Origin of the sequence: Arthrobacter gengyunqii (genome assembly GCF_023022985.1) — a bacterium.
Taxonomy (GTDB): Bacteria; Actinomycetota; Actinomycetes; order Actinomycetales; family Micrococcaceae; genus Arthrobacter_B; species Arthrobacter_B gengyunqii.
On the sequence record NZ_CP095461.1, the window covers coordinates 1 to 20,579 of the forward strand.

The window sequence follows — 20,579 nt, forward strand, 5'->3', positions numbered from 1 at the left end:
GAGTGCAGATAGCAGACACAAAGGACTACTCCACGTTAGGGGCAGGACCGCCGCCAGTCAAACCGGGAACGGCCTGCCGAGGGCAGAGGCCTGTTCATACAGTTTCGTCCACACCTGTGGACAACTCCTTCAAGCTTACCCGCCCACAGGGTGGTGTGAGCCCTGTCCCAGACCCTGTCCACAGCCGGAATCCAGCTACCACAGGCGGTAAATCATCCCTTAGGCTAGGCCTCGGGCCATTTATCCACCAACTGTGTATAAGTCTGTGGATGAACTGCCGGAATCCCGCTCGGGCTTCCATGTTTTCTGAGACCGCTGAGGGCGATCACGAGAGGTTTTTGTGGGCACGGACGAAATCAACGACGTCGGCAGTTCCTGGCGCAAGGTCATAAGGACGCTGGAAACCGATGACCGGGTCTCCCCCCGGCAGCGGGGATTCGTGGTTCTGGCCCAGGCACAGGGCCTGATCGGCACCACTCTGCTGGTGGCGGTGCCCAACGAGCTCACCCGCGAAGTCCTGCAGACCCAGCTCAAGCACATCCTGGATGAAGTCCTCCGGGGAGTCTTCCAAGCCGACATCCAGTGTGCCTTCGTCATCGACTCGGACATGCTGCCGGCGGTGAAGGCGGATCCCGAGCCGGAACCCGAGCAGCCCGCCCCCAATCCGGTTCCCAGCGGCGAAAGTGCTCCCTCTCCCACACCGCCGAGCACCTCCCAGGAATTCGGCCGACTGAACCCCAAATACGTCTTCGAGACGTTCGTGATCGGTTCCTCCAACCGGTTTGCCCACGCAGCAGCGGTGGCTGTCGCCGAGGCACCCGCCAAGGCTTACAACCCCCTGTTCATCTACGGCGACTCCGGACTGGGCAAAACCCACCTGCTGCACGCCATCGGACACTATGCCCGCCACCTCTACACGGGGATCCGGGTGCGGTACGTGAATTCCGAGGAGTTCACCAACGACTTCATCAACTCCATCCGGTATGACGAAGGCGCCAGCTTCAAGCAGCTGTACCGCAACGTGGACATCCTGCTCATTGATGACATCCAGTTCCTGGCCAACAAGGATGCAACGCAGGAAGAGTTCTTCCACACCTTCAACGCGCTGCACAACCACAACAAACAGGTGGTCATCACCTCCGATCTGCCGCCCAAGCAGCTCTCGGGCTTCGAGGAACGGATGCGGTCCCGCTTCGAGTGGGGCCTGCTCACCGATGTGCAGCCGCCGGAGCTGGAAACCCGCATAGCGATCCTGCGCAAGAAAGCCATCGGCGACAGCCTGAGCGCCCCGGACGATGTCCTGGAATACATCGCCTCGAAAATCTCCACCAACATCCGTGAGCTGGAAGGTGCCCTCATCCGGGTTACGGCGTTCGCCAGCCTGAATCGGCAGCAGGTGGATGTGGGGCTGGCCGAGATTGTGCTGAAGGACCTGATTACCGACGACGGCGCCCAGGAAATCACTGCCGCATCGATCCTGGGTCAGACGGCTGCATACTTCCAGATCTCGCTGGAAGAGCTGTGCTCCAAATCCCGGACGAGGACGCTGGTGACAGCCCGGCAGATTGCCATGTACCTGTGCCGTGAGCTGACGGACATGTCGCTGCCCAAGATCGGACAGGAGCTCGGCGGCAGGGACCACACCACCGTGATCCACGCCGACCGGAAAATCCGGGAACTCATGGCCGAGCGCCGCGCCATCTATAACCAGGTCACGGAACTGACGAACCGGATCAAGCAGCAGCAGCGGGAAGCATAATCCCCGGAACCGCGGGGATGCAGAGCCCGCAGGGGCTCGAAATTAACATTTGTGGACAAGGGTGTGGATAACCCGGTGGATAACTCCCGGCTACCTGATGTTCCCTGTGGATACGCGGAATTACAAAAAAGTTCCCCACAGCCCGCTGCAGACGCGGCAGCGGGAGCCCACAGGTTATCCACAGGCAATAAAAGCCTTGACGCCCCGATCCGCTGGGTTATCCACAGTATCCACAGGAGTTATTAACACTACGAACCTTAAGAAATTCGGTTCCACCAAATAACATCTGACCTTTCCGGACCAAGCCTGCCTCCTTGCCTGAACGAACATCGGATGTCTTCCCTGAACCCTTCGCGCTCCAGCCGAAGATGCCTTCGATGCCGTGCATCCACAGCCGGTCGGGCGCTAAGCTGGCACAGAGTATTGTTGTCATTCGCAGCCCATCCTGAGATGGTGTCTCGAACGCGGTGCAGCTGCGGCGCCGCAGCGCGCGGCGATGCTCCCTCACTTGTCATGAAGATTCAGTTGTACTGAGAAGTACGTTGTGAAAGGCGGCACCCTGCAGTGAAGTTCAGAGTTGAGCGGGATGTCCTGGCCGAAGCGGTTACATGGACAGCGCGTTCCCTCTCGCCGCGTCCCCCGGTTCCGGTTCTGTCGGGCCTGCTGATCAAGGCGGAGAGCGGATCACTGAGCATCGCGAGCTTCGACTACGAGATTTCGGCACGGCTCCAGATCGCGGCCGATATTGCCGAAGAAGGAACCATTCTGGTCTCCGGCCGGCTGCTCGCCGAAATTTGCCGCAGTCTGCCCTCAGCACCGGTAGAGGTCGAAACCGACGGTTCCAAGGTGACGCTGACCTGCCGCAACAGCCGGTTCAACCTCGCCACCATGCCCGTGGCTGAATACCCCGAACTTCCTGCCCTTCCCGAGGTCAGCGGCGTCGTTGACGGTGAGGCTTTCGCGCAGGCCGTTTCCCAGGTGATCATCGCTGCCAGCCGTGACGACACCCTTCCCATCCTCACCGGTGTGCGGATGGAGATCGAAGACGATCTCATTACCTTCCTCGCAACGGACCGTTACCGGCTGGCCCTGCGTGAACTGTCCTGGAAGCCTTCCACGCCGGGGATCTCCACCAGCGCGCTGGTCAAGGCCAAGACGCTGAACGAAGTAGCCAAAACCCTCGGCGGCGCCGGGGACCTGAACATTGCTTTCTCGGATGACAGCGAACTGATCGGCTTCGAAAGCGGCGGACGCCGCACCACCTCGCTGCTGGTGGACGGGGACTACCCCAAGATCCGGTCGCTGTTCCCGGATAACACCCCCATTCATGCCACGGTGGAAACCAGCGCCCTGGTGGAAGCCGTCCGCCGCGTCTCCCTCGTGGCTGAGCGGAACACTCCGGTCAGGCTCGCCTTCACCGACGGCCAGGTCACCTTGGACGCCGGCACCGGTGAAGATGCGCAGGCCTCCGAAGCACTGGAAGCCTCGTTGATCGGCGACGACATCACGGTGGCTTTCAATCCGCACTACCTCAGCGAGGGCCTGGGCGCCTTCCCGAGCAAGTACGTGCGTTTCTCCTTCACGACACCGCCGAAACCCGCGGTTATTTCCGCCCAGGAAGAGCTCACCGGCGATGACCGGGAGGACTACCGGTACCTGCTGATGCCGGTCCGGCTGCCCAACCAATAAGCCAGGGCCGCGGAAGCCGTCCGCGACCGCAAGGAAGAGGAACCTGTCATGCACATAGGCCTCATCGGACTCGGCAAAATGGGTTTCAACATGCGTGAACGGCTGCGCCGCAACGGCATCGATGTCACGGGATTCGACCGGAATCCGGTGGTCAGCGACGTGATGTCGCTGACCGAACTCGTGGCGGAGCTGCCGTCTCCGCGGATCCTGTGGCTTATGGTTCCGGCCGGCGAGGTCACCGACGCCGTCGTTCATGAACTGAGCGAAGTGCTTTCGCCCGGCGACCTGGTGATCGACGGCGGCAACTCCCGGTATGACGCCGATATCCGCAACGCGGAAAAGCTTGCCTTGACGGGGGTCCGTTTCATGGACTGCGGTGTCTCCGGAGGAGTCTGGGGCAGGGAGAACGGCTACGGGTTGATGGCCGGCGGCGCAAGCGAGGATATTGCCCTGGCCATGCCAGTCCTGGATGCCCTGCGTCCTGCGGGCGAGCGGGCACGCAGCTTTGTCCATGCCGGGGCGGTGGGTGCGGGCCATTACGCCAAGATGATCCACAACGGCATCGAGTACGGCCTCATGCAGGCCTACGCAGAAGGCTATGAGCTGCTCAGCGGCAAGGACATCATCACCGATGTCCCCGGCGTGATGCGGGCCTGGCAGGACGGCACAGTCATCCGGTCCTGGCTGTTGGACCTCATGGTCAAGGCATTGGATCAGGATCCGGAGCTGAGCCGGGTGGCCGGTTACGTGGAGGACTCCGGCGAAGGCAGGTGGACCGTGGAAGAGGCCGTTGCCAACGGTATTCCGGCGCCGGTCATCACCGCCGCCCTGTATGCCAGATTCATGTCGCGGCAGGAGGACTCGCCGGCGATGAAGATGGTGGCGGCGCTGCGGAACCAGTTTGGCGGCCACAGCGTCAGGGCCGCGGATGAAGGTCTGCCTCCCGGGACTACGCCGGCAGCGGCGCAGGAAACGGCGGTGCCGCCGGCGGTCGATGAGACCGGCAGCCCTGAGTAGTCTGCGGCAGTAGGGTGGAAGTACAGGACAACAAGCACGCGGAAGGCAGGGCAAAGGTGGACGGGTTTGTACATTGATTACCTCTCCCTGACCGGTTTCCGCAGCTACGCGCAGCTTGACCTCGAATTGAAACCCGGAGTCACCGTGTTTGTCGGCCCCAACGGAACCGGCAAAACCAACATTGTTGAAGCCATCGGCTACCTGGCATCGCTGTCCTCGCACCGCGTCAGCAGCGACGCTCCGCTGGTCTCCTTTGACGCCGGCCAAGCCCTGGTCCGCGCCCGCCTGGTGCGGGGAAGCCAGCGCACCAGCGTGGAACTGGAACTGAACCCGGGACGTTCCAACCGGGCCCGGATCAACCGCGCCAACCCGGTGCGTGCCCGCGAGATCCTGGGCATGTGCCGCACGGTGCTGTTCGCTCCGGAGGACCTGGCCCTGGTCAAGGGGGATCCGGCCAGCCGGCGCCGGTTCATTGACGAACTTATTGTGTCCCTGGTTCCCCGGCATGCAGCCACCCGCAGCGATTACGAGCGCGTGCTGAAGCAGCGCAACGCCCTGCTGAAATCCGCACGCGCGGCCGGTCGGTTCACCTCGTCCCATGAGGCGACCCTGGAAGTCTGGGACCAACACATGGCGGTGGCCGGCGCCAGCCTCCTCGCCGCGCGTCTCGAAGCCCTGCACCGGCTCCAGCCGCACCTGCAGAGCGCCTACCGGGACCTGACGGACGGCAGCAAGGCGGCCCGGGCCGTGTACCGCTCCACGCTGCAGGGAACGGTGAACGACGACGGCGCCGTCGTCAGCGATGCGAATCCCGAGGAATTGTACGGACTCAGCGAACCGGAGCTGGCCGAGCGGTTCCTGGCGGCGTTTGCCGCCAACCGCCGCCGCGAAATTGAACGCGGAACCTCCCTGGTGGGACCCCACCGGGACGATCTGGAGCTGATCCTGGGCCAGGCTCCCGCCAAGGGCTATGCCTCCCACGGCGAGACCTGGTCGTTTGCCCTGGCCCTGCGCCTGGGAACGTATTACCTCCTGCTCAGTGATGATGAGACTCCGGGTGCCGGGCCTATCCTGATCCTCGACGACGTGTTTGCCGAACTCGATGTCCAGCGCCGCAGCCGCCTCGCCGGAATTGTCTCCGGAGCCGAGCAGGTGCTTGTCACCGCTGCAGTTGCGGGGGACATTCCCGAAGCCCTGGCCGGGGAACTGGTCACCGTGGTTCCCGGAGGCATCAGTGCTCCCGCCCTCTGATGCCGACGGAAACCCGGAAACCGGGGAGCCGGAAGTCCGCCAGGACGCCGCGCAGGCCCAGCTGAACCGGATGCGCCAAGCCGCCCAGTCCCGGGGCAACCAGCGCATTTCCCCGAGCCGCCGCAAGGCCGGGCAGCGGCGGTCGGCCCTGCCGTTTGTGCCGGGTGAATACAGCGGCCGGGATCCGCAGGGCGTGGGGAAGGTCTTCAACCGCTTTGTCAGTGAACGCGGCTGGAACTCCCCCGTGGCGGTGGGCTCGGTGATTTCCCGCTGGGAGGAACTCGTGGGCCCTGACGTCAGCGCCCACTGCACTCCGGAATCCTTCTCGGACACCACGGTGCAAGTCCGCTGCGACTCCACCGCCTGGGCCACCCAGCTGCGGCTGCTGCGCAGCTCACTGATCAGCCGGTTCGACGCGGAACTGGGTGCCGGCGTCGTCACGAAAATTGAAGTGATCGGTCCGGCTGCACCGAACTGGCGCAAAGGCCTGCGCAGCGTCAAGGGCCGGGGTCCGCGCGATACCTACGGATAGCCTGCGGCACTTTCGGCCGGTGGGCAACCGGATCCGGCGCAGTTGCCAGATGCCGTTCAGCGGCTCGGGAACCCCTCCCGCCATATCCGGACTAGGAGATGGGGCTGGAATGGGCTCAAAACATGCTTTGGTGGCCGCGTAGGGGGTGTTTTGGCCGGTATTGACCCCTGCGACACGGTAGAATTGGTAGTTGAGACGCCTGCCTGGGGGAGGCGTTCTAATTTGACCAACACACTGAGGAGTCGACAGCACCTGTGGCTAACGACAATGAGATGGACAACGCTGACGTAACGCCAGAGCACCACAGCGAGGCTGAAAAACCGGCTCCGCACGAGTATGGCGCCAATGAAATCACCGTGCTGGAAGGCCTGGAAGCTGTCCGGAAGCGTCCGGGCATGTACATCGGGTCCACCGGGCCCCGAGGCCTGCACCACCTGGTCTATGAAGTGGTGGACAACTCGGTTGACGAGGCGCTGGCCGGCTACTGCGACCGCATTGACGTCACACTGCAGGCCGACGGCGGAGTCCGGGTCAGCGACAACGGCCGCGGCATTCCGGTGGATATGCATCCCACGGAAAACATGCCCACCGTCCAGGTGGTCATGACCATCCTGCATGCCGGCGGAAAGTTCGGCGGCGGCGGATACGCGGTCTCCGGCGGTCTTCACGGTGTCGGCATCTCAGTGGTCAACGCCCTCTCCGCCCGGGTGGAAACAGAGATCCGGCGTCAGGGATTTGTCTGGAACCAGAGCTTCGCCGACGGCGGACATCCGGTGGGCGGTCTGCGCCAGGGCGAGGCAACCGACGAAACCGGCACCACCCAGACGTTCTATCCCGACCCCTCCATCTTCGAAACCACGGAATTCGATTTCGAGACCCTGCGGGCACGGTTCCAGCAGATGGCGTTCCTGAACAAGGGACTGCGGATTGTCCTCACCGACGAGCGCACCGTCGAGGAAGATGCCGAGGAAATCGCCGGGGTCCCGTCCGAAGAAGGAACCGAAACCGGCCCCAAGCACCGCGTGGTCGATTACATGTACAAGGACGGTCTGCTGGACTACGTCAAGTACCTGAACTCGTCCAAGAAGTACGAAGCCATCCACGACGACGTTATCGCCTTCGAAACCGAAGACAATGACAAGAAGATGGCCGTGGAAATGGCCCTGCAGTGGACCACCGCGTACTCCGAGAGCGTTCACACCTACGCCAATACGATCAACACGCATGAGGGCGGAACCCACGAAGAGGGCTTCCGTGCTGCCATGACGTCCCTGATCAACCGGTACGCCCGCGAGAAGAACATCATCAAGGAAAAGGATGACAACCTTACCGGTGATGACATCCGCGAAGGCCTCACCGCTGTCATTTCCGTGAAGCTGGCCGAGCCGCAGTTCGAAGGCCAGACCAAGACCAAGCTGGGCAACTCCGAGGTCAAGGGTTTTGTGCAGCGTGTGGTCACCGACCAGCTTGGTGACTGGCTGGAACGCAACCCCGGCCCGGCCCGCGACGTGATTCGCAAGTCCATCCAGGCCTCCCAGGCGCGCCTCGCAGCCCGCAAGGCCCGCGAGTCCACCCGCCGCAAGGGCCTGCTGGAGTCAGGCGGAATGCCCGGCAAGCTCAAGGACTGCTCCTCCAAGGACCCGTCCAAGTCGGAAATCTACATTGTGGAGGGTGACTCCGCAGGCGGCTCCGCGGTCCGCGGCCGCAACCCCGAAACCCAGGCCATCCTGCCGCTGCGCGGCAAGATCCTGAACGTGGAGCGTGCCCGTCTGGACCGTGCCCTGGGCAACGCCGAAGTCCAGTCCATGATCACGGCCTTCGGCGCCGGCATCGGCGAGGATTTCGACGTCGAGAAGGCCCGCTACCACAAGATCGTGCTGATGGCCGATGCCGACGTTGACGGTCAGCACATCACCACGCTGCTGCTGACGCTGCTCTTCCGCTACATGCGCCCGCTGATCGAGAGCGGCTTCGTGTACCTGGCGCAGCCGCCGCTGTACCGCATCAAGTGGTCCAACCATGCCCACGACTACGTTTACAGCGACCGGGAACGCGACGAAGTGGTGGCCCGCGGCCTGGCCAACAACCAGCGCCTGCCCAAGGACAACGGCATCCAGCGCTACAAGGGCCTGGGTGAGATGGACTACACCGAGCTCTGGGACACCACCATGGATCCCGACCACCGCACGCTGCTGCAGGTCACCATGGACGATGCCGCTGCCGTGGACCAGATCTTTTCCGTCCTGATGGGCGAGGACGTTGAATCCCGCCGCAACTTCATCCAGCAGAACGCCAAGGATGTGCGCTTCCTGGACATCTAGGAAAGAGATTCCCCTGCGCCCGCGGATTTACAGAGTTTTTGAAGAACGGAACAACCAATGAGTGAAGAGACCCTCTCAGACCGGGTTGAACAGATCGATCTGCAGACGGAAATGCAGCGGTCCTACCTGGATTACGCCATGGCGGTCATCGTCGGGCGTGCCCTGCCGGATGTGCGCGACGGCTTGAAGCCCGTGCACCGCCGCGTGCTGTATGCAATGTTCGACGGCGGTTACCGTCCGGAGCGCTCGTTCAACAAGTGCGCCCGCGTGGTTGGCGAGGTCATGGGCCAGTACCACCCGCACGGTGACTCGGCCATCTATGACGCCCTCGTCCGCCTGATTCAGGACTGGACCATGCGCTACCCGCTGGCCCTGGGCCAGGGCAACTTCGGTTCCCCCGGCAACGACGGCGCTGCCGCACCGCGTTACACCGAAACCAAGATGGCGCCCCTCGCCATGGAAATGGTCCGCGACATCGACGAGGAAACCGTCGATTTCATGGACAACTATGACGGCCGCAACCAGGAGCCGACCATTCTCCCGGCGCGGTTCCCAAACCTCCTGGTCAACGGGTCCTCCGGGATCGCCGTGGGCATGGCCACCAACATTCCGCCGCACAACCTGCGCGAAGTGGCCGACGGCGTCCAGTGGTACCTGGAAAACCCGGACGCCCCCAATGACGTCCTGCTCGAAGAACTGATCCGCCGCATCAAGGGTCCCGATTTCCCCACCGGCGCCCAGATCCTGGGCCACAAGGGGATCGAAGATGCCTATCGGACCGGCCGCGGCTCCATCACCATGCGTGCCGTCGTCAACGTTGAGGAACTCCAGGGCCGCACCTGCCTGGTGGTCACGGAACTCCCCTACCAAGCCAACCCGGACAACCTCGCAATCAAGATCGCCGAGTTGGTCAAGGACGGCAAGGTTTCCGGCATTGCCGACATGCGTGATGAGACTTCAGGCCGCACCGGCCAGCGGCTGGTAATTGTGCTCAAGCGCGACGCCGTGGCCAAGGTGGTGCTGAACAACCTCTACAAGCACACCCAGCTGCAGGAAAACTTCGGTGCCAACATGCTGGCCATCGTGGACGGCGTGCCCCGCACCCTGAGCCTGGACGCCTTCATCCGCCACTGGGTCACTCACCAGTTGGAAGTCATCGTCCGCCGCACCCGCTACCGGCTGCGCAAGGCCGAAGAAGTGGCGCACATCCTGATTGGCCTGCTCAAGGCCCTGGATGCCCTGGATGATGTCATTGCCCTGATCCGCCGCTCGACCACCGTCGAAGAGGCGCGCAACGGCCTCATGGGACTGCTGGATATCGACGAACTGCAGGCACAGGCCATCCTGGATATGCAGCTGCGCCGCCTGGCCGCCCTGGAACGCCAGAAAATCCAGGACCAGCACGCCAAGCTGCAGCTCGAGATTGCCGAGTACAACTCCATCCTGGCGTCAGAAGCGCGCCAGCGGCAGATCGTCAGCGAAGAGCTGCACGAAATTGCGGAGAAGTACGGCGATGACCGCCGCACCCACATCGTGATGGGTTACGACGGCGACATGAGCATGGAAGACCTGATTCCCGAAGAGGAAATGGTCGTCACCATCACCCGCGGCGGGTACGTCAAGCGCACCCGCAGCGACAACTACCGCCAGCAGGCCCGCGGCGGCAAGGGCATCAAGGGGGCGCAGCTGCGCGGCGACGACGTCGTCGAGCACTTCTTCGTCACCACCACCCACCACTGGCTGTTGTTCTTCACCAATCTGGGCCGGGTCTACCGCGCCAAGGCCTACGAGCTGGTCGAGGCCGGCCGTGACGCCAAGGGACAGCATGTGGCAAACCTGCTGGCCTTCCAGCCGGATGAACACATTGCCCAGGTGCTGGATCTGCCGGGCTACGACGCCGCCCCCTACCTGGTCCTCGCCACCAAGCGCGGACTGGTGAAGAAGACCCGGCTGGAGGACTACGACACCAACCGCTCTGCCGGCGTCATCGCCATCAACCTGCGTGACGGAGACGAACTGGTCTCCGCCCAGCTGGTCTCCGAAACCGACGATCTGATGCTGGTCTCCCGCCAGGGGCAGTCGCTGCGCTTCACCGCTAGCGACGATGCGCTGCGCCCGATGGGCCGGGCCACCTCCGGTGTCACCGGCATGAAGTTCCGCGAGGATGACGAACTGCTGGCAGCCGACGTCGTCACCGAGGATTCCTATGTGTTCATCGTGACCGAGGGCGGCTACGCCAAGCGCACCGCGGTGGACGAATACCGCGTCCAGGGCCGCGGCGGCCTGGGCATCAAGGTCGCCAAGCTGGCCGAGGACCGCGGCCATTTGGTCGGCGGGATGATCGTGCAGGAGGAAGACGAAGTCCTGGTGGTAATGCAGGGCGGCAAGGTTGTCCGCTCCTCCGTTACCGGGGTTCCGGCAAAGGGCCGTGACACCATGGGCGTCATTTTCGCCAAGCCGGACAAGAACGACCGCATCATCGCCGTTGCCCGCAACTCCGAGCGTGATCTGGGCATTGAAGAGGCCGACGACGATGACGCCACCGAGGCTGTCGACACTGCTTCGGATGCTGCTGACAGCGTGCCGGAGACGGAGACACAGTCTGTAGGCACCGGTGCGGATGAAGTACCGTTGGCTAGAGACAAAACGGCTGAGCAGGATGCACAGTCAGCAGAAGATGGAGGTAACGAGTGAGCTCGACCAACTCAAATCCCAGGTCGGCTTCGGGCACAGGACCTCGGGTAAAGACACCCGCGCGTCCCGCCCAGCGTCCCGGAGGTGGTCAGAGCGCTCCGGCGAACCGGCAGCCGCTGGTCAAGCCGGCTCCCAAGGCCAAGGCCCGCAAGGCCCGCCTGCTCGTCAGTAAGATCGACCCGTGGTCGGTCCTGAAAATGGCCTTCCTGCTCTCAGTGGCCCTTGGCGTCGTGACCGTAGTGGCCGCGATCGTCATCTGGACCGTGCTGGACTTGACCGGCATTTTTGACCGGGTCAACTCGCTGCTCGGTGAGATCGCCGGAACGGAATCCGGCGGATTCGACCTGCGCGAGTTTGCCTCCCTGGGACAGGTGGTCTCCTTCGCCACCATCATCGCCGTCGTCAACGTCCTTCTGCTGACCGCGCTGTCCATGCTCGCTTCGGTTCTGTACAACATTGCCTCCACCCTGGTGGGCGGCATCGGCGTCACCCTGACCGACGACTAAAAACCCGTTCTAAATTTCCGTTTTTGGCCCGGCCGGGGAGTGAAAATTCCCCGGCCGGGCAGGAAAATGGATCTTGATTTGGGTTCCGGGCAGAGGTGGGGTAAAGTTTTATCTCGGCCCGAGAAGGTATCGGGGCGCATAGCTCAGGCGGTTAGAGCGCTTCGCTGATAACGAAGAGGTCCCAGGTTCAAGTCCTGGTGCGCCCACGGAACATCACCTCTGGTGGTGGACCACAAGGCAAGGAGGCACTGTGAAGAAGTTGCTGGCACTAGCTGCAGCGGCGGTCGCGGGAATCTTTGCCGTAAAGAAATGGCAGGAATCTGCTGAGGAGAAATCCGTGTGGAAGGCTTCAACCGACAAGGTTGAATGATTTTCCGCAAAACGAATAATTCCGGTTCCACCGCAGGTCAGGGTGGGATATACTGGATGAGTTCATATTCGGGGGCATGGCGCAATTGGTAGCGCACCTGCTTTGCAAGCAGGGGGTTCGGGGTTCGAGTCCCCGTGCCTCCACCGAAAAGAAAGTCCCGGCCGGCTGGCCGGGACTTTCTGCGTTAACGGTCAGGTCCGTACCAGGTGCTCCGTCGCTGCCGGTCCGCCAGCGCAGACAGCGGAAGGTCTGCAGTCCTCTATTGTTGCTCTGGTGATCGTTTTCCTCGCCGTGATCGGCGTCCTCGGGGTATCGGCTTCCGGCCCCATCATGGCAGCTACGGCTGCCCCGGCGTTGGCCATAGCCTTCTGGCGCAATGCCCTTGGCGCGGTGGTTATGGGGGTTCCCGCAGCCCTGCGCAATCCCCGCGGATTCACGCGGCTAACCCGGACCGAGGCCAAGTGGATTCTCATCGCGTCCGTGGCCCTCGCCCTGCATTTCGCCTGCTTCATCACGTCCCTGAAACTCACCTCGGTTGCTGCCGCCACCGCCCTGGTCTGCCTGCAGGCGGGTTGGATTGCCCTGTTCAACCTGCTGCGCGGCATTCCTGTGGCGCCCCGCGTGCTGGCCGGGCTTGCCGCAGCGTTGATCGGCGTCGTCGTTATTACCGGCTTTGACCTGACGCTGTCCCGGGAGGCAGCGCTGGGAGATCTGCTGGCCGTTGCCGGCGGAGCTTTGGCCGGTCTGTACACCATTGCCGGCAGCAAGGCCCGGGCCACCATGAGCACCGGAACCTACACTTCGCTCTGCTACGGCCTGTGCTCGCTGCTCCTGCTGCTCCTGTGCGCCATTTTCAGGCAACCCCTGGTGTCTTTTTCACCGGAGGCATGGATTGGGATTTTGGCGGTGACCGTGGTGGCGCAGATCCTGGGGCACAGCGTGTTCAACCACCTGCTCGCAGTGATCTCACCGCTGGTCGTGTCCATGATCATCCTGCTGGAAATCCCCGGAGCAGCCATCCTCGCGGCAGTGTTCCTCGGCGAGCAGCTGCCGGCCGGAACCTACGGGGGCCTGGTCCTGATTCTGTGCGGACTCGCCGTGGTGGTCACCGGACAGGGACGCCGAGCCGCCCGCACCGAGATCCTGCCGCCGGCGCCGCCCGCACTGGGCGGCGACATGGACAAGGACTAAGACACAAAAAAAGAGGGTTCCCGCTAAGCGGGAACCCTCTGAAAGTACTGCGGTGAAAGGCCTGCTTACTCGGCGGACTTTTCGGCGGACTTGTCAGCATGTGCGCCCGATGTCTTTAGGGCGTCAGATACCTTGCCGGCTGCTTCCTTGCTGTGCTTGCCGGCCTCGGCGGCCTTCTCGCCGCTGCGGGCAGCAGCGCGTTCGGCTGCTTCCTTGATGCTGGCTACCGTTTCCTTGGTTTCATGCGCGGATTCCTTGCCGTTCGCAGCAGCCTTGGACACGGAGTCCTCCGGCTTGGCAGCAACCGGGGCAGGTGCCGTGGCAGCTGCAGCAGGCTTGGGGGCTGCGGATTCGGTTGAAGCCGGCTTGGGCTCGGGAACCTTGATGGTCTCGGGCTTGGCCGGGGCAGGCGTCTTCCAGGGATCCTCCACCGGGCGGGACACGCGCCAGGCTGCAACGCCGGCAGTAACAGCTGCAGCAAGGATGCCGAAGATCAGCCAGCCCTTGCCGCCGCTCTTCTGGCTCTTGCGGGCTTCCTTGGCAGCCTTGGCGGCAGCCTTCTGGGTCTGCTTCAAGGCCTTCTTGTTGCCGGTAACCTTCGCAACGGCCGTCTGCACCGGTACGGAAGCGGCACCAAGGGAACGCGTTACTGTTGCCGAAGCATCGCCGATGCGGGTGGAGAGGGTGGGGATGTAGTCATCCACCACCTTGTCACGGGCACCGGTGATGACCGGAGTTGCACGGTCCAGGGTGTGCTGGATACGGGGCGTTGCCTCATCCACTGCGTGGCTGATCCTCGGACCCACCTTCTGCAGACCATCCTGGATGCGCGGCGTGACCGTGGCTACCCCGGCAGCAACGCCGTCACCGGCGCGCTTGATGCCTTCCTGGATTTTGGGTGAAGCGGTCTCGATACCCTTTTCGATGCGGGGCATCGCCCAGTCACGAGCGGCCTCAACCTTGGGCGTTGCCCAGTCACGTGCTGTTTCTACGCCTGCAGTGACATTGGATTCAAAGTCACGGGCAATACGGTCCTTCTTCTTCAAAACTACCTCCCGGGATAGTGACGGTTCATTCCTTACACTACGTTGACTTGGCAACTGCGTGCTATTGACCGGCTGGGCGGGGCGGACTTTTCACTGTGCGCTGAACCTGCGGAATTCCGCCCGTCTGATCCCCGGCCGTGGAAGAATGTTGCATATGACTGCTATTCCTACCGCAATTGCGACCATCCACACGTCCATGGGCGACATCAAGGTGAACCTCTTCGGCAACCACGCGCCCAAGACGGTCAAGAACTTTGTTGGCCTGGCCACCGGCGAAATCGAGTGGACCGACCCGGCAACGGGAGAGAAGACCAGCCGCCCGCTGTACGACGGCACCATCTTCCACCGCATCATCAAGGACTTTATGATCCAGGGCGGCGATCCCCTGGGCCGCGGCACCGGCGGGCCGGGCTACCAGTTTGACGACGAAATCAACCCGGACCTGGACTTCTCCACCCCGTACAAGCTGGCCATGGCAAACGCCGGTATCCAGATGGGCCGCGGAACCAACGGTTCGCAGTTCTTCATCACCTCGGTTCCGACCACCTGGCTGCAGGGCAAGCACACGATCTTCGGCGAGGTAGCCGACGACGAATCACGCGCCCTCGTTGACCAGCTCAACGCCGTCGCCACCGATATGCGCGACAAGCCGGCCGAAGACGTTGTCATCAACAGCATCACTGTCGAACAGCTCTAACCAGTTCACGGATGCCCCGGCCGAACCCTTCGGCCGGGGCCTTTCGTCCATCTGGCCTCATTTCTCTCTGGGAGTAACGCAAATGTCGTATGGAGTGCCCGCTGAAACACCTGCCTCACAGGTGCCGGTCTGTCCGCGTCATCCGGATCGGGTCAGCTACATCCGCTGCCAGCGCTGCGGCCGTCCGGCCTGTCCTGAGTGCCAGCATGCAGCACCGGTGGGCATCCAGTGCGTGGACTGCTTTTCGGAAAGCCGCCGCCAGTCCCCCGCCTACCGGACGCCCTACGGCGGAAAGGTGTCCGGTGGAAAACCGGTGGTTACCATCACCCTGATGGTGATCTGCGCGGCCTTCTTCGCCATCCAGTTCTTCTACCCGCCCTTCACCTACGAGCTTTGGTACGCGCCGCTGTACACCGGGAGCGAACCCTGGCGGATGCTGTCTTCCGCCTTCCTGCACTCCCCATCGGGACTGCTGCACATAGCCTTCAACCTCTATGCCCTCTGGTTCCTGGGCCAGGGGCTGGAACCGCAGCTCGGCCGGCTGCGCTTTGCGCTGCTGTACCTTGTTTCAGCACTGGGAGGATCCGTGGGGGTGCTGATCCTCAGCCCGGTCAACCAGCCCGTTGTCGGTGCCTCAGGAGCAATTTTCGGCCTCTTTGGAGCCCTGCTGGTGGTTCTGCTCCAACGGCGGGCCAGCGTGCGGTCGGTGCTGATCCTGCTGGCGGCCAACTTTGCGCTGGGATTCTTTGTGCCCAACATTGCCTGGCAGGCGCACCTGGGCGGGTTGCTGACCGGCGTCGCCTGCGCCGCAGTGCTCGTCTACGCACCCAAGAGTAAGAACCGTTCCCTGGTGCAGTTTGCCGGACTGGCGGGAATCGTTGTGTTCCTGTGCACCATGACAGCGGTGCTCGCAGCAGCCCGGGGACTGGTCTGAGGCGGGGATCCACAGCCGTCCTGCGTTATCCACAGGGATACCCACAGTGTTAATAACTCGTTGGGTCAGCCGGGTCTCCAATCGGGCGGGGCACAGCAGTGAGCGCGCAAAACCCGCGACGATTAAGGCCCGTTCAGGACTGAACGGAGGAGGCGCGGTGGAACTTTGGAGCCGGAACCAGACAGCCGCGTGTGACGGCTTATCCCCAACCCCACGAGTTATCCACAGGTTGGTGGCCACCCTGTGAACAGGTTATCCAGAGGCAAAACGGAGTTACACACATGTAATTCCACAGCTGTGGATAACTCTCAGCCCCGCCAATCCGGGGAATTTCCGAAGGCGGGAGAAAAAGTTACACACACCTGTGGATAACTCTGTGCACAGTGTGTGTACAACCGTTCTGCACAGGCAGGCAAAAAAAGACGCCTCCGCTGCGGGAAGCAGCGGAGGCGTCTGGTCGGAACGGAAAGGCGGTGCCGGCACTATCCGGGGGTGAGCCGGTTATAATTGGTCAGCGCCAGCGCGTGGTCATCAGGAAGCCGACGATGGCAACGCCGAAACCAACCAGGATGTTGCCGGCGCCCAGGGCCGGCACCGGATATTCGCCTTGGGAAATGTAGAAAACGATAATCCACAACAGGCCAATGATCATCAGGCCAAACATGACCGGCTTGTACCAGACCGGGTTCGGCTTCGGGGCTGACGATGCTTTGGCGGCGGGCGGTGTGGCTGCGGGCTTTTTGCGGGACTTCGACTCAGGCACGGATCCTCCTAGCGGAACCGGCTCTGTACGCCGGTCTGTACGGTCATGGCGGGGCCACGGGTGCAGTGCTGCCGCGCCGGGCTGCTGCCCGGCTGTATCCTGACTGGGGGCTGCCACCGCACCTGGCTGTTTCCCTTGTACTCATCGTAGCGAATGGCGCGCCGTCTGCGTGCCGTCCGTGCCTGCCAGGATTTACTTCATGAAAGGGGAACCGTGGCCAGCTCTCGCAGGGAAGCTTCAGTTTCCATGGGGTCTCACGGCACCCGCAGCGGCGGGAAAAGGCGCAGCGCCGGCCAGTGGATCATTCAAATTGTTGGAGAACTGCTGATTACCCTGGGCCTGCTGCTGGTCCTGTACGTGGTGTGGGAGCTTTGGTGGACCAACATCGACGCCAACCGCAAGCAGGAACAGGCACTGGGCAGTCTGTTTAAGGAATTCGACGGTCCGGTGGAGCCGGTGCCGGAGACCTCCGCGGACGGTCCGGACTACGGAGACCCGGCGGTTCTGCCTGCCATTGAAGCAGAAGGCACAACGTTTGCCGTGGTCTACATTCCGCGGTTCGGTGACACCTATTCACGGCCGGTGACAAGTGGTGTGGGAACCGCGGTGCTTGATTCGCTGGGGCTGGGGCACTATCCCTCCACCGCCATGCCCGGAGAGGTGGGCAACTTTGCGATGGCGGGCCACCGGCAAACGCACGGACAGGTTCTCGACGCCATCCACACGCTCGTTCCCGGCGATAACATTTACGTGCAGACACAAGACGGCTATTACAGCTACGTCTACCGCAACAACCAGATAGTCCTGCCGAACCGCGTGGATGTGATTGCGCCGGTGCCGACGCAGCCGGAGGCGGAGCCAACTGAACGCTTCCTCACCCTGACCAGCTGCAACCCCCGGTTCGGCGCCGAGGAGCGCATCATCGCGTATGCGGTGATGGACTCCTGGCAGCCCCTCTCGGCCGGCCCCCCGGCGGAGATTGCATCCCAGGTTGCCCACAATGCCGAAGGAGCAGGCTAAATGTACGGTTGGATCTTTCGGAGCCTGCCGGGTCCCCTCTGGGTGCGGATCCTCATCGCCCTCGTCCTCATAGCCGGTGCGGTGCTTCTGCTCATGACCTGGGTCTTCCCGTGGTTCTCCGAATTCAGTTTCCTCAGCCCCCTCACTGATTCCACGATTGAAGGTTCCTAGCCATATGAGCAGCATCCGCATACTGGTCGTCGACAATTACGACAGCTTCGTCTACACGCTGGTGGGCTACCTGCAGCAGCTGGGAGCCGAAACCACAGTGGTGCGCAACGACGACGTCAGCCTGGCCGAGGCGGTCGACCTGGCCGCCGCGCGTGACGGGGTGCTGGTCTCACCGGGTCCCGGCGCCCCGGCGGAGGCAGGCGTGTGCATTGATCTGATCCGCTGGTGCGGAGAGAACAGCAAGCCCATGCTCGGAATCTGCCTCGGACACCAGGCGCTGGCCGAAGCCTACGGCGGCACCGTGACACACGCCCCTGAACTGATGCACGGTAAAACGTCCTCAGTCCGGCACGGGGGCACCGATGTGTTCCAGGGGTTGCAAAGTCCGGTAACAGCCACGCGCTATCATTCGCTGGCGGCGGTCGCGGACACCATTCCCGACCAACTCGAGGTCACGGCGCGGACCGAGAACGGAATTATTATGGGCCTGAGGCATGTATCGGCTCCCCTGTCCGGCGTCCAGTTCCATCCTGAGTCCGTTCTGACCGAGGGCGGTTACCAGATGCTGGGCAACTGGCTTGAAGGATTGGGGCTGGCCGGAGCGGCGGCCCACGCCGCCACCCTCAGCCCGCTTATGTCCACAACACGGGAGAACCTCCCGCGCTGAGGATCTCTAGTCGTCGTTCTTCTTCTTTTTCGTCGCCTCCGACGGTGACGGATCAGGCGTAGCGGGAGCGCTCGGAGAAGCCTCTTCGGTGGGGGCCGCCGGTGCCTTGGCCACGGTCAGGGAGATGGTGCTGCCCTGGTCAACGTCCATGCCGCCTTCAACGCTTTGAGCGGTCACAGTGCCCGGCTCCAGGACGGCGTTTTCAACTTCATCGACGGTGATGGTCAGCGCTATGTTCGGATCTGACATGATGGCCTGCGCGGTCTCCAGCGGACTTCCCACCAGGTCCGGAACCGTCACCTTGCCGGTGGACAGCACCAGATCCACCGTGGTGCCCGTCGGGACGGACTCTCCAACGGCGGGGGTGGAGGACAGGACCCTGCCCGCGGCGACCGTGGCACTGTTGGCCTCGGTGGTGGCCCCGCCCTGGAGATTGAGTTTGCGCAGGGTATCCCGGGCTTCCGGCTCGGTCATGCCGGGCAGATTCTCCGGTATCACCACTTGTGAGGGGCCCTGTGAAATGTACAGGATGACCTTGCGGTCCAGCGCAACCTCGGTGCCGCCCTCGGGCTCGGTTCCGATGGCCAGGCCGGCCTTCACTGTGTCGCTGTACTGCTGCTCGATGGTGGGCGCCCCAAAGCCGGCGTCCATGATGATGTTCAGGGCATCTGTCTGCGTCTTGGACTGAACGCTGGGCATCAGCTTGGTTACCGGTGCGGTTTCCTTGGGATTGAGCATGTTGTAGGCCAGGACGGAACCCGCTCCGAGCAGAAGAATCAGAACGATGATCAGCGTGGTGATCCATGCCCGGCGCCGGGCCTTCTGGTCCGGATCACGGTCTCCGGTGGTGCCGATGGCCAGTGCTGCCGGAACCTCACCGTCGTCGTGGTTGTCTTTCTCCGCGGAATCAGTGGTGAGCGGTCCGCCGGCGAGGACCCGCGCCATGGCCCGCGTCCTGGGTTCGTCTTCGATGGGACTGATCTCGACGGCGGCACGCTTGGCCGGAGACACCGTCAGGGCCTCGGTCGGATGGGTGGCAGGGGACGGGTCCACGGCGGCCGCTGCTCCGCTCCGGGCGCTAAGGAGCGCGTCCCGGAATTCATGCGCATCTTGGTAGCGGTCGGCACGGTCCTTGGCCAGGCCGCGTTCCAGCACAGCGTCCAGTGAGGCCGGAATCTCAGGGTTGAAGCTGCTGGCGGCGGGCGGTATTTCCCGGACATGCTGGTACGCCACGGAGACCGGGCTGTCACCAATGAAGGGAGGGCGGCCGGCGAGCATCTCAAACAGCAGGCAGGCGGCTGAATAAAGGTCGCTGCGGGCATCCACGGTTTCGCCGCGGGCCTGCTCCGGCGACAGATACTGTGCAGTGCCGATGACCGCCTGGGTTTGGGTCATGGTGGCAGCGGAATCAGCCATGGCACGGGCGATTCCGAAGTCCATGACCTTGACTCCGCCATCGGAGGTGACCATGACATTGGCGGGTTTGATGTCGCGGTGCACAATGCCTGACCGGTGGCTGTATTCCAGCGCGGAAAGAACGCCCAGCGCGTAGTCGACAGCTTTATCAGTGGTGATTTCACCGGCCTTGACCAGGTCCCGGAGGGTGCGGCCCTGGACATACTCCATCACGATGAAGGGCAGCCGGACGTCCTCGGGGGAAGCCCCGGGTGATTCCTGGTCACCGGTGTCGTAGACACTGACGATGGCGGGGTGGTTCAGTCCGGCCACGGCCTGGGCTTCACGCCGGAACCGGGACTGGAAAAGGGGGTCGCGGGCGAGGTCCGGGCGCAGCACCTTGATGGCAACGGAACGGCCCAGCCTGATGTCACGGCCGAGGTAGACGTCCGCCATGCCGCCGCGCCCAATGAGCTCGCCGATCTCGTAACGGCCGTTGAGTACCCGTTCAGTGTTCAGCGTGGGCTGTCCCTTGAGGAATTCTGCGCTCATGTCT

The 20,579-nt window shown here is 63.1% G+C and carries 18 protein-coding genes and 2 tRNA genes; 17 read left to right on the forward strand and 3 right to left on the reverse strand.

What is annotated here, in order from left to right:
• The first annotated feature begins 340 nt into the window (after positions 1-340).
• From dnaA to MUG94_RS00060, 12 genes are all read left to right on the forward strand, one after another.
• A complete protein-coding gene (dnaA, locus tag MUG94_RS00005; RefSeq protein ID WP_227890942.1) occupies positions 341-1,759 on the forward strand; it encodes a chromosomal replication initiator protein DnaA in 1,419 nt (472 codons plus the stop codon).
• 564 nt (positions 1,760-2,323) lie between these two features.
• Positions 2,324-3,448 (forward strand): DNA polymerase III subunit beta, encoded by a 1,125-nt coding sequence (gene dnaN / locus MUG94_RS00010; RefSeq protein WP_227890943.1) that lies wholly within the window; start codon positions 2,324-2,326, stop codon positions 3,446-3,448.
• Between the two features lie 48 nt (positions 3,449-3,496).
• A complete protein-coding gene (gnd, locus tag MUG94_RS00015) occupies positions 3,497-4,465 on the forward strand; it encodes a phosphogluconate dehydrogenase (NAD(+)-dependent, decarboxylating) (RefSeq protein ID WP_227907344.1) in 969 nt (322 codons plus the stop codon).
• Positions 4,466-4,531: 66 nt separating this feature from the next.
• Positions 4,532-5,716 carry a DNA replication/repair protein RecF gene (gene recF, locus MUG94_RS00020; RefSeq protein WP_227907345.1) on the forward strand — a complete coding sequence of 395 codons (1,185 nt, stop codon included), beginning with the start codon at positions 4,532-4,534 and terminating at the stop codon, positions 5,714-5,716.
• Entirely contained in the window at positions 5,700-6,248 is a 549-nt protein-coding gene (locus MUG94_RS00025) for a DciA family protein (protein ID WP_227907349.1), read from the forward strand. The genes recF and MUG94_RS00025 overlap by 17 nt, the downstream gene beginning before the upstream one ends.
• Before the next feature lie 272 nt (positions 6,249-6,520).
• Positions 6,521-8,569 (forward strand): DNA topoisomerase (ATP-hydrolyzing) subunit B, encoded by a 2,049-nt coding sequence (gyrB, locus tag MUG94_RS00030; protein WP_227907561.1) that lies wholly within the window; start codon positions 6,521-6,523, stop codon positions 8,567-8,569.
• 57 nt (positions 8,570-8,626) lie between these two features.
• A complete protein-coding gene (gyrA, locus tag MUG94_RS00035) occupies positions 8,627-11,263 on the forward strand; it encodes a DNA gyrase subunit A (protein WP_227907351.1) in 2,637 nt (878 codons plus the stop codon).
• Entirely contained in the window at positions 11,260-11,769 is a 510-nt protein-coding gene (locus MUG94_RS00040; RefSeq protein WP_227890948.1) for a DUF3566 domain-containing protein, read from the forward strand. Before gyrA ends, MUG94_RS00040 begins: the two co-directional genes overlap by 4 nt.
• Before the next feature lie 132 nt (positions 11,770-11,901).
• Positions 11,902-11,975 (forward strand) — tRNA-Ile (locus MUG94_RS00045).
• A 44-nt stretch (positions 11,976-12,019) separates the two neighbouring features.
• Positions 12,020-12,139: a DLW-39 family protein gene (locus MUG94_RS00050; protein WP_227890949.1), complete on the forward strand. Its 120-nt coding sequence runs from the start codon at positions 12,020-12,022 to the stop codon at positions 12,137-12,139.
• Positions 12,140-12,209: 70 nt separating this feature from the next.
• A tRNA-Ala gene (locus MUG94_RS00055) sits at positions 12,210-12,282 on the forward strand.
• A 130-nt stretch (positions 12,283-12,412) separates the two neighbouring features.
• The gene (locus tag MUG94_RS00060; protein ID WP_227907353.1) at positions 12,413-13,330 is read left to right on the forward strand and encodes a DMT family transporter; all 918 of its coding nucleotides are present in this window, start codon (positions 12,413-12,415) and stop codon (positions 13,328-13,330) included.
• A 65-nt stretch (positions 13,331-13,395) separates the two neighbouring features.
• On the opposite strand, the gene MUG94_RS00065 is transcribed toward MUG94_RS00060, so the two are convergent.
• On the reverse strand, positions 13,396-14,376 hold the full coding sequence (locus MUG94_RS00065; RefSeq protein ID WP_227907355.1) for a hypothetical protein: 981 nt from the start codon (positions 14,374-14,376) through the stop codon (positions 13,396-13,398).
• A gap of 154 nt (positions 14,377-14,530) precedes the next feature.
• Here MUG94_RS00065 and MUG94_RS00070 point away from each other — a divergent pair, with 154 nt between their 5' ends.
• Complete coding sequence (locus MUG94_RS00070; protein WP_104053485.1) at positions 14,531-15,073, forward strand: peptidylprolyl isomerase; 543 nt, start codon at positions 14,531-14,533, stop codon at positions 15,071-15,073.
• A 313-nt stretch (positions 15,074-15,386) separates the two neighbouring features.
• Entirely contained in the window at positions 15,387-16,007 is a 621-nt protein-coding gene (locus MUG94_RS00075) for a rhomboid family intramembrane serine protease (RefSeq protein ID WP_341481639.1), read from the forward strand.
• A gap of 511 nt (positions 16,008-16,518) precedes the next feature.
• On the opposite strand, the gene MUG94_RS00080 is transcribed toward MUG94_RS00075, so the two are convergent.
• Positions 16,519-16,770 carry a cell division protein CrgA gene (locus tag MUG94_RS00080; protein WP_227890953.1) on the reverse strand — a complete coding sequence of 84 codons (252 nt, stop codon included), beginning with the start codon at positions 16,768-16,770 and terminating at the stop codon, positions 16,519-16,521.
• A gap of 246 nt (positions 16,771-17,016) precedes the next feature.
• Between MUG94_RS00080 and MUG94_RS00085 the strand changes: the two genes are divergently transcribed.
• The 3 genes from MUG94_RS00085 to MUG94_RS00095 are packed head-to-tail and all read left to right on the forward strand — an operon-like array spanning position 17,017 to position 18,628.
• Positions 17,017-17,790: a class E sortase gene (locus MUG94_RS00085; protein ID WP_227907357.1), complete on the forward strand. Its 774-nt coding sequence runs from the start codon at positions 17,017-17,019 to the stop codon at positions 17,788-17,790.
• Positions 17,791-17,961: a hypothetical protein gene (locus MUG94_RS00090; RefSeq protein ID WP_227907359.1), complete on the forward strand. Its 171-nt coding sequence runs from the start codon at positions 17,791-17,793 to the stop codon at positions 17,959-17,961.
• A 4-nt stretch (positions 17,962-17,965) separates the two neighbouring features.
• The gene (locus MUG94_RS00095) at positions 17,966-18,628 is read left to right on the forward strand and encodes an aminodeoxychorismate/anthranilate synthase component II (protein WP_227907360.1); all 663 of its coding nucleotides are present in this window, start codon (positions 17,966-17,968) and stop codon (positions 18,626-18,628) included.
• 6 nt (positions 18,629-18,634) lie between these two features.
• Here the strand turns inward: MUG94_RS00095 and pknB are convergent, their stop codons facing one another.
• Positions 18,635-20,575: a Stk1 family PASTA domain-containing Ser/Thr kinase gene (gene pknB / locus MUG94_RS00100; RefSeq protein ID WP_227890957.1), complete on the reverse strand. Its 1,941-nt coding sequence runs from the start codon at positions 20,573-20,575 to the stop codon at positions 18,635-18,637.
• Positions 20,576-20,579: the final 4 nt, after the last annotated feature.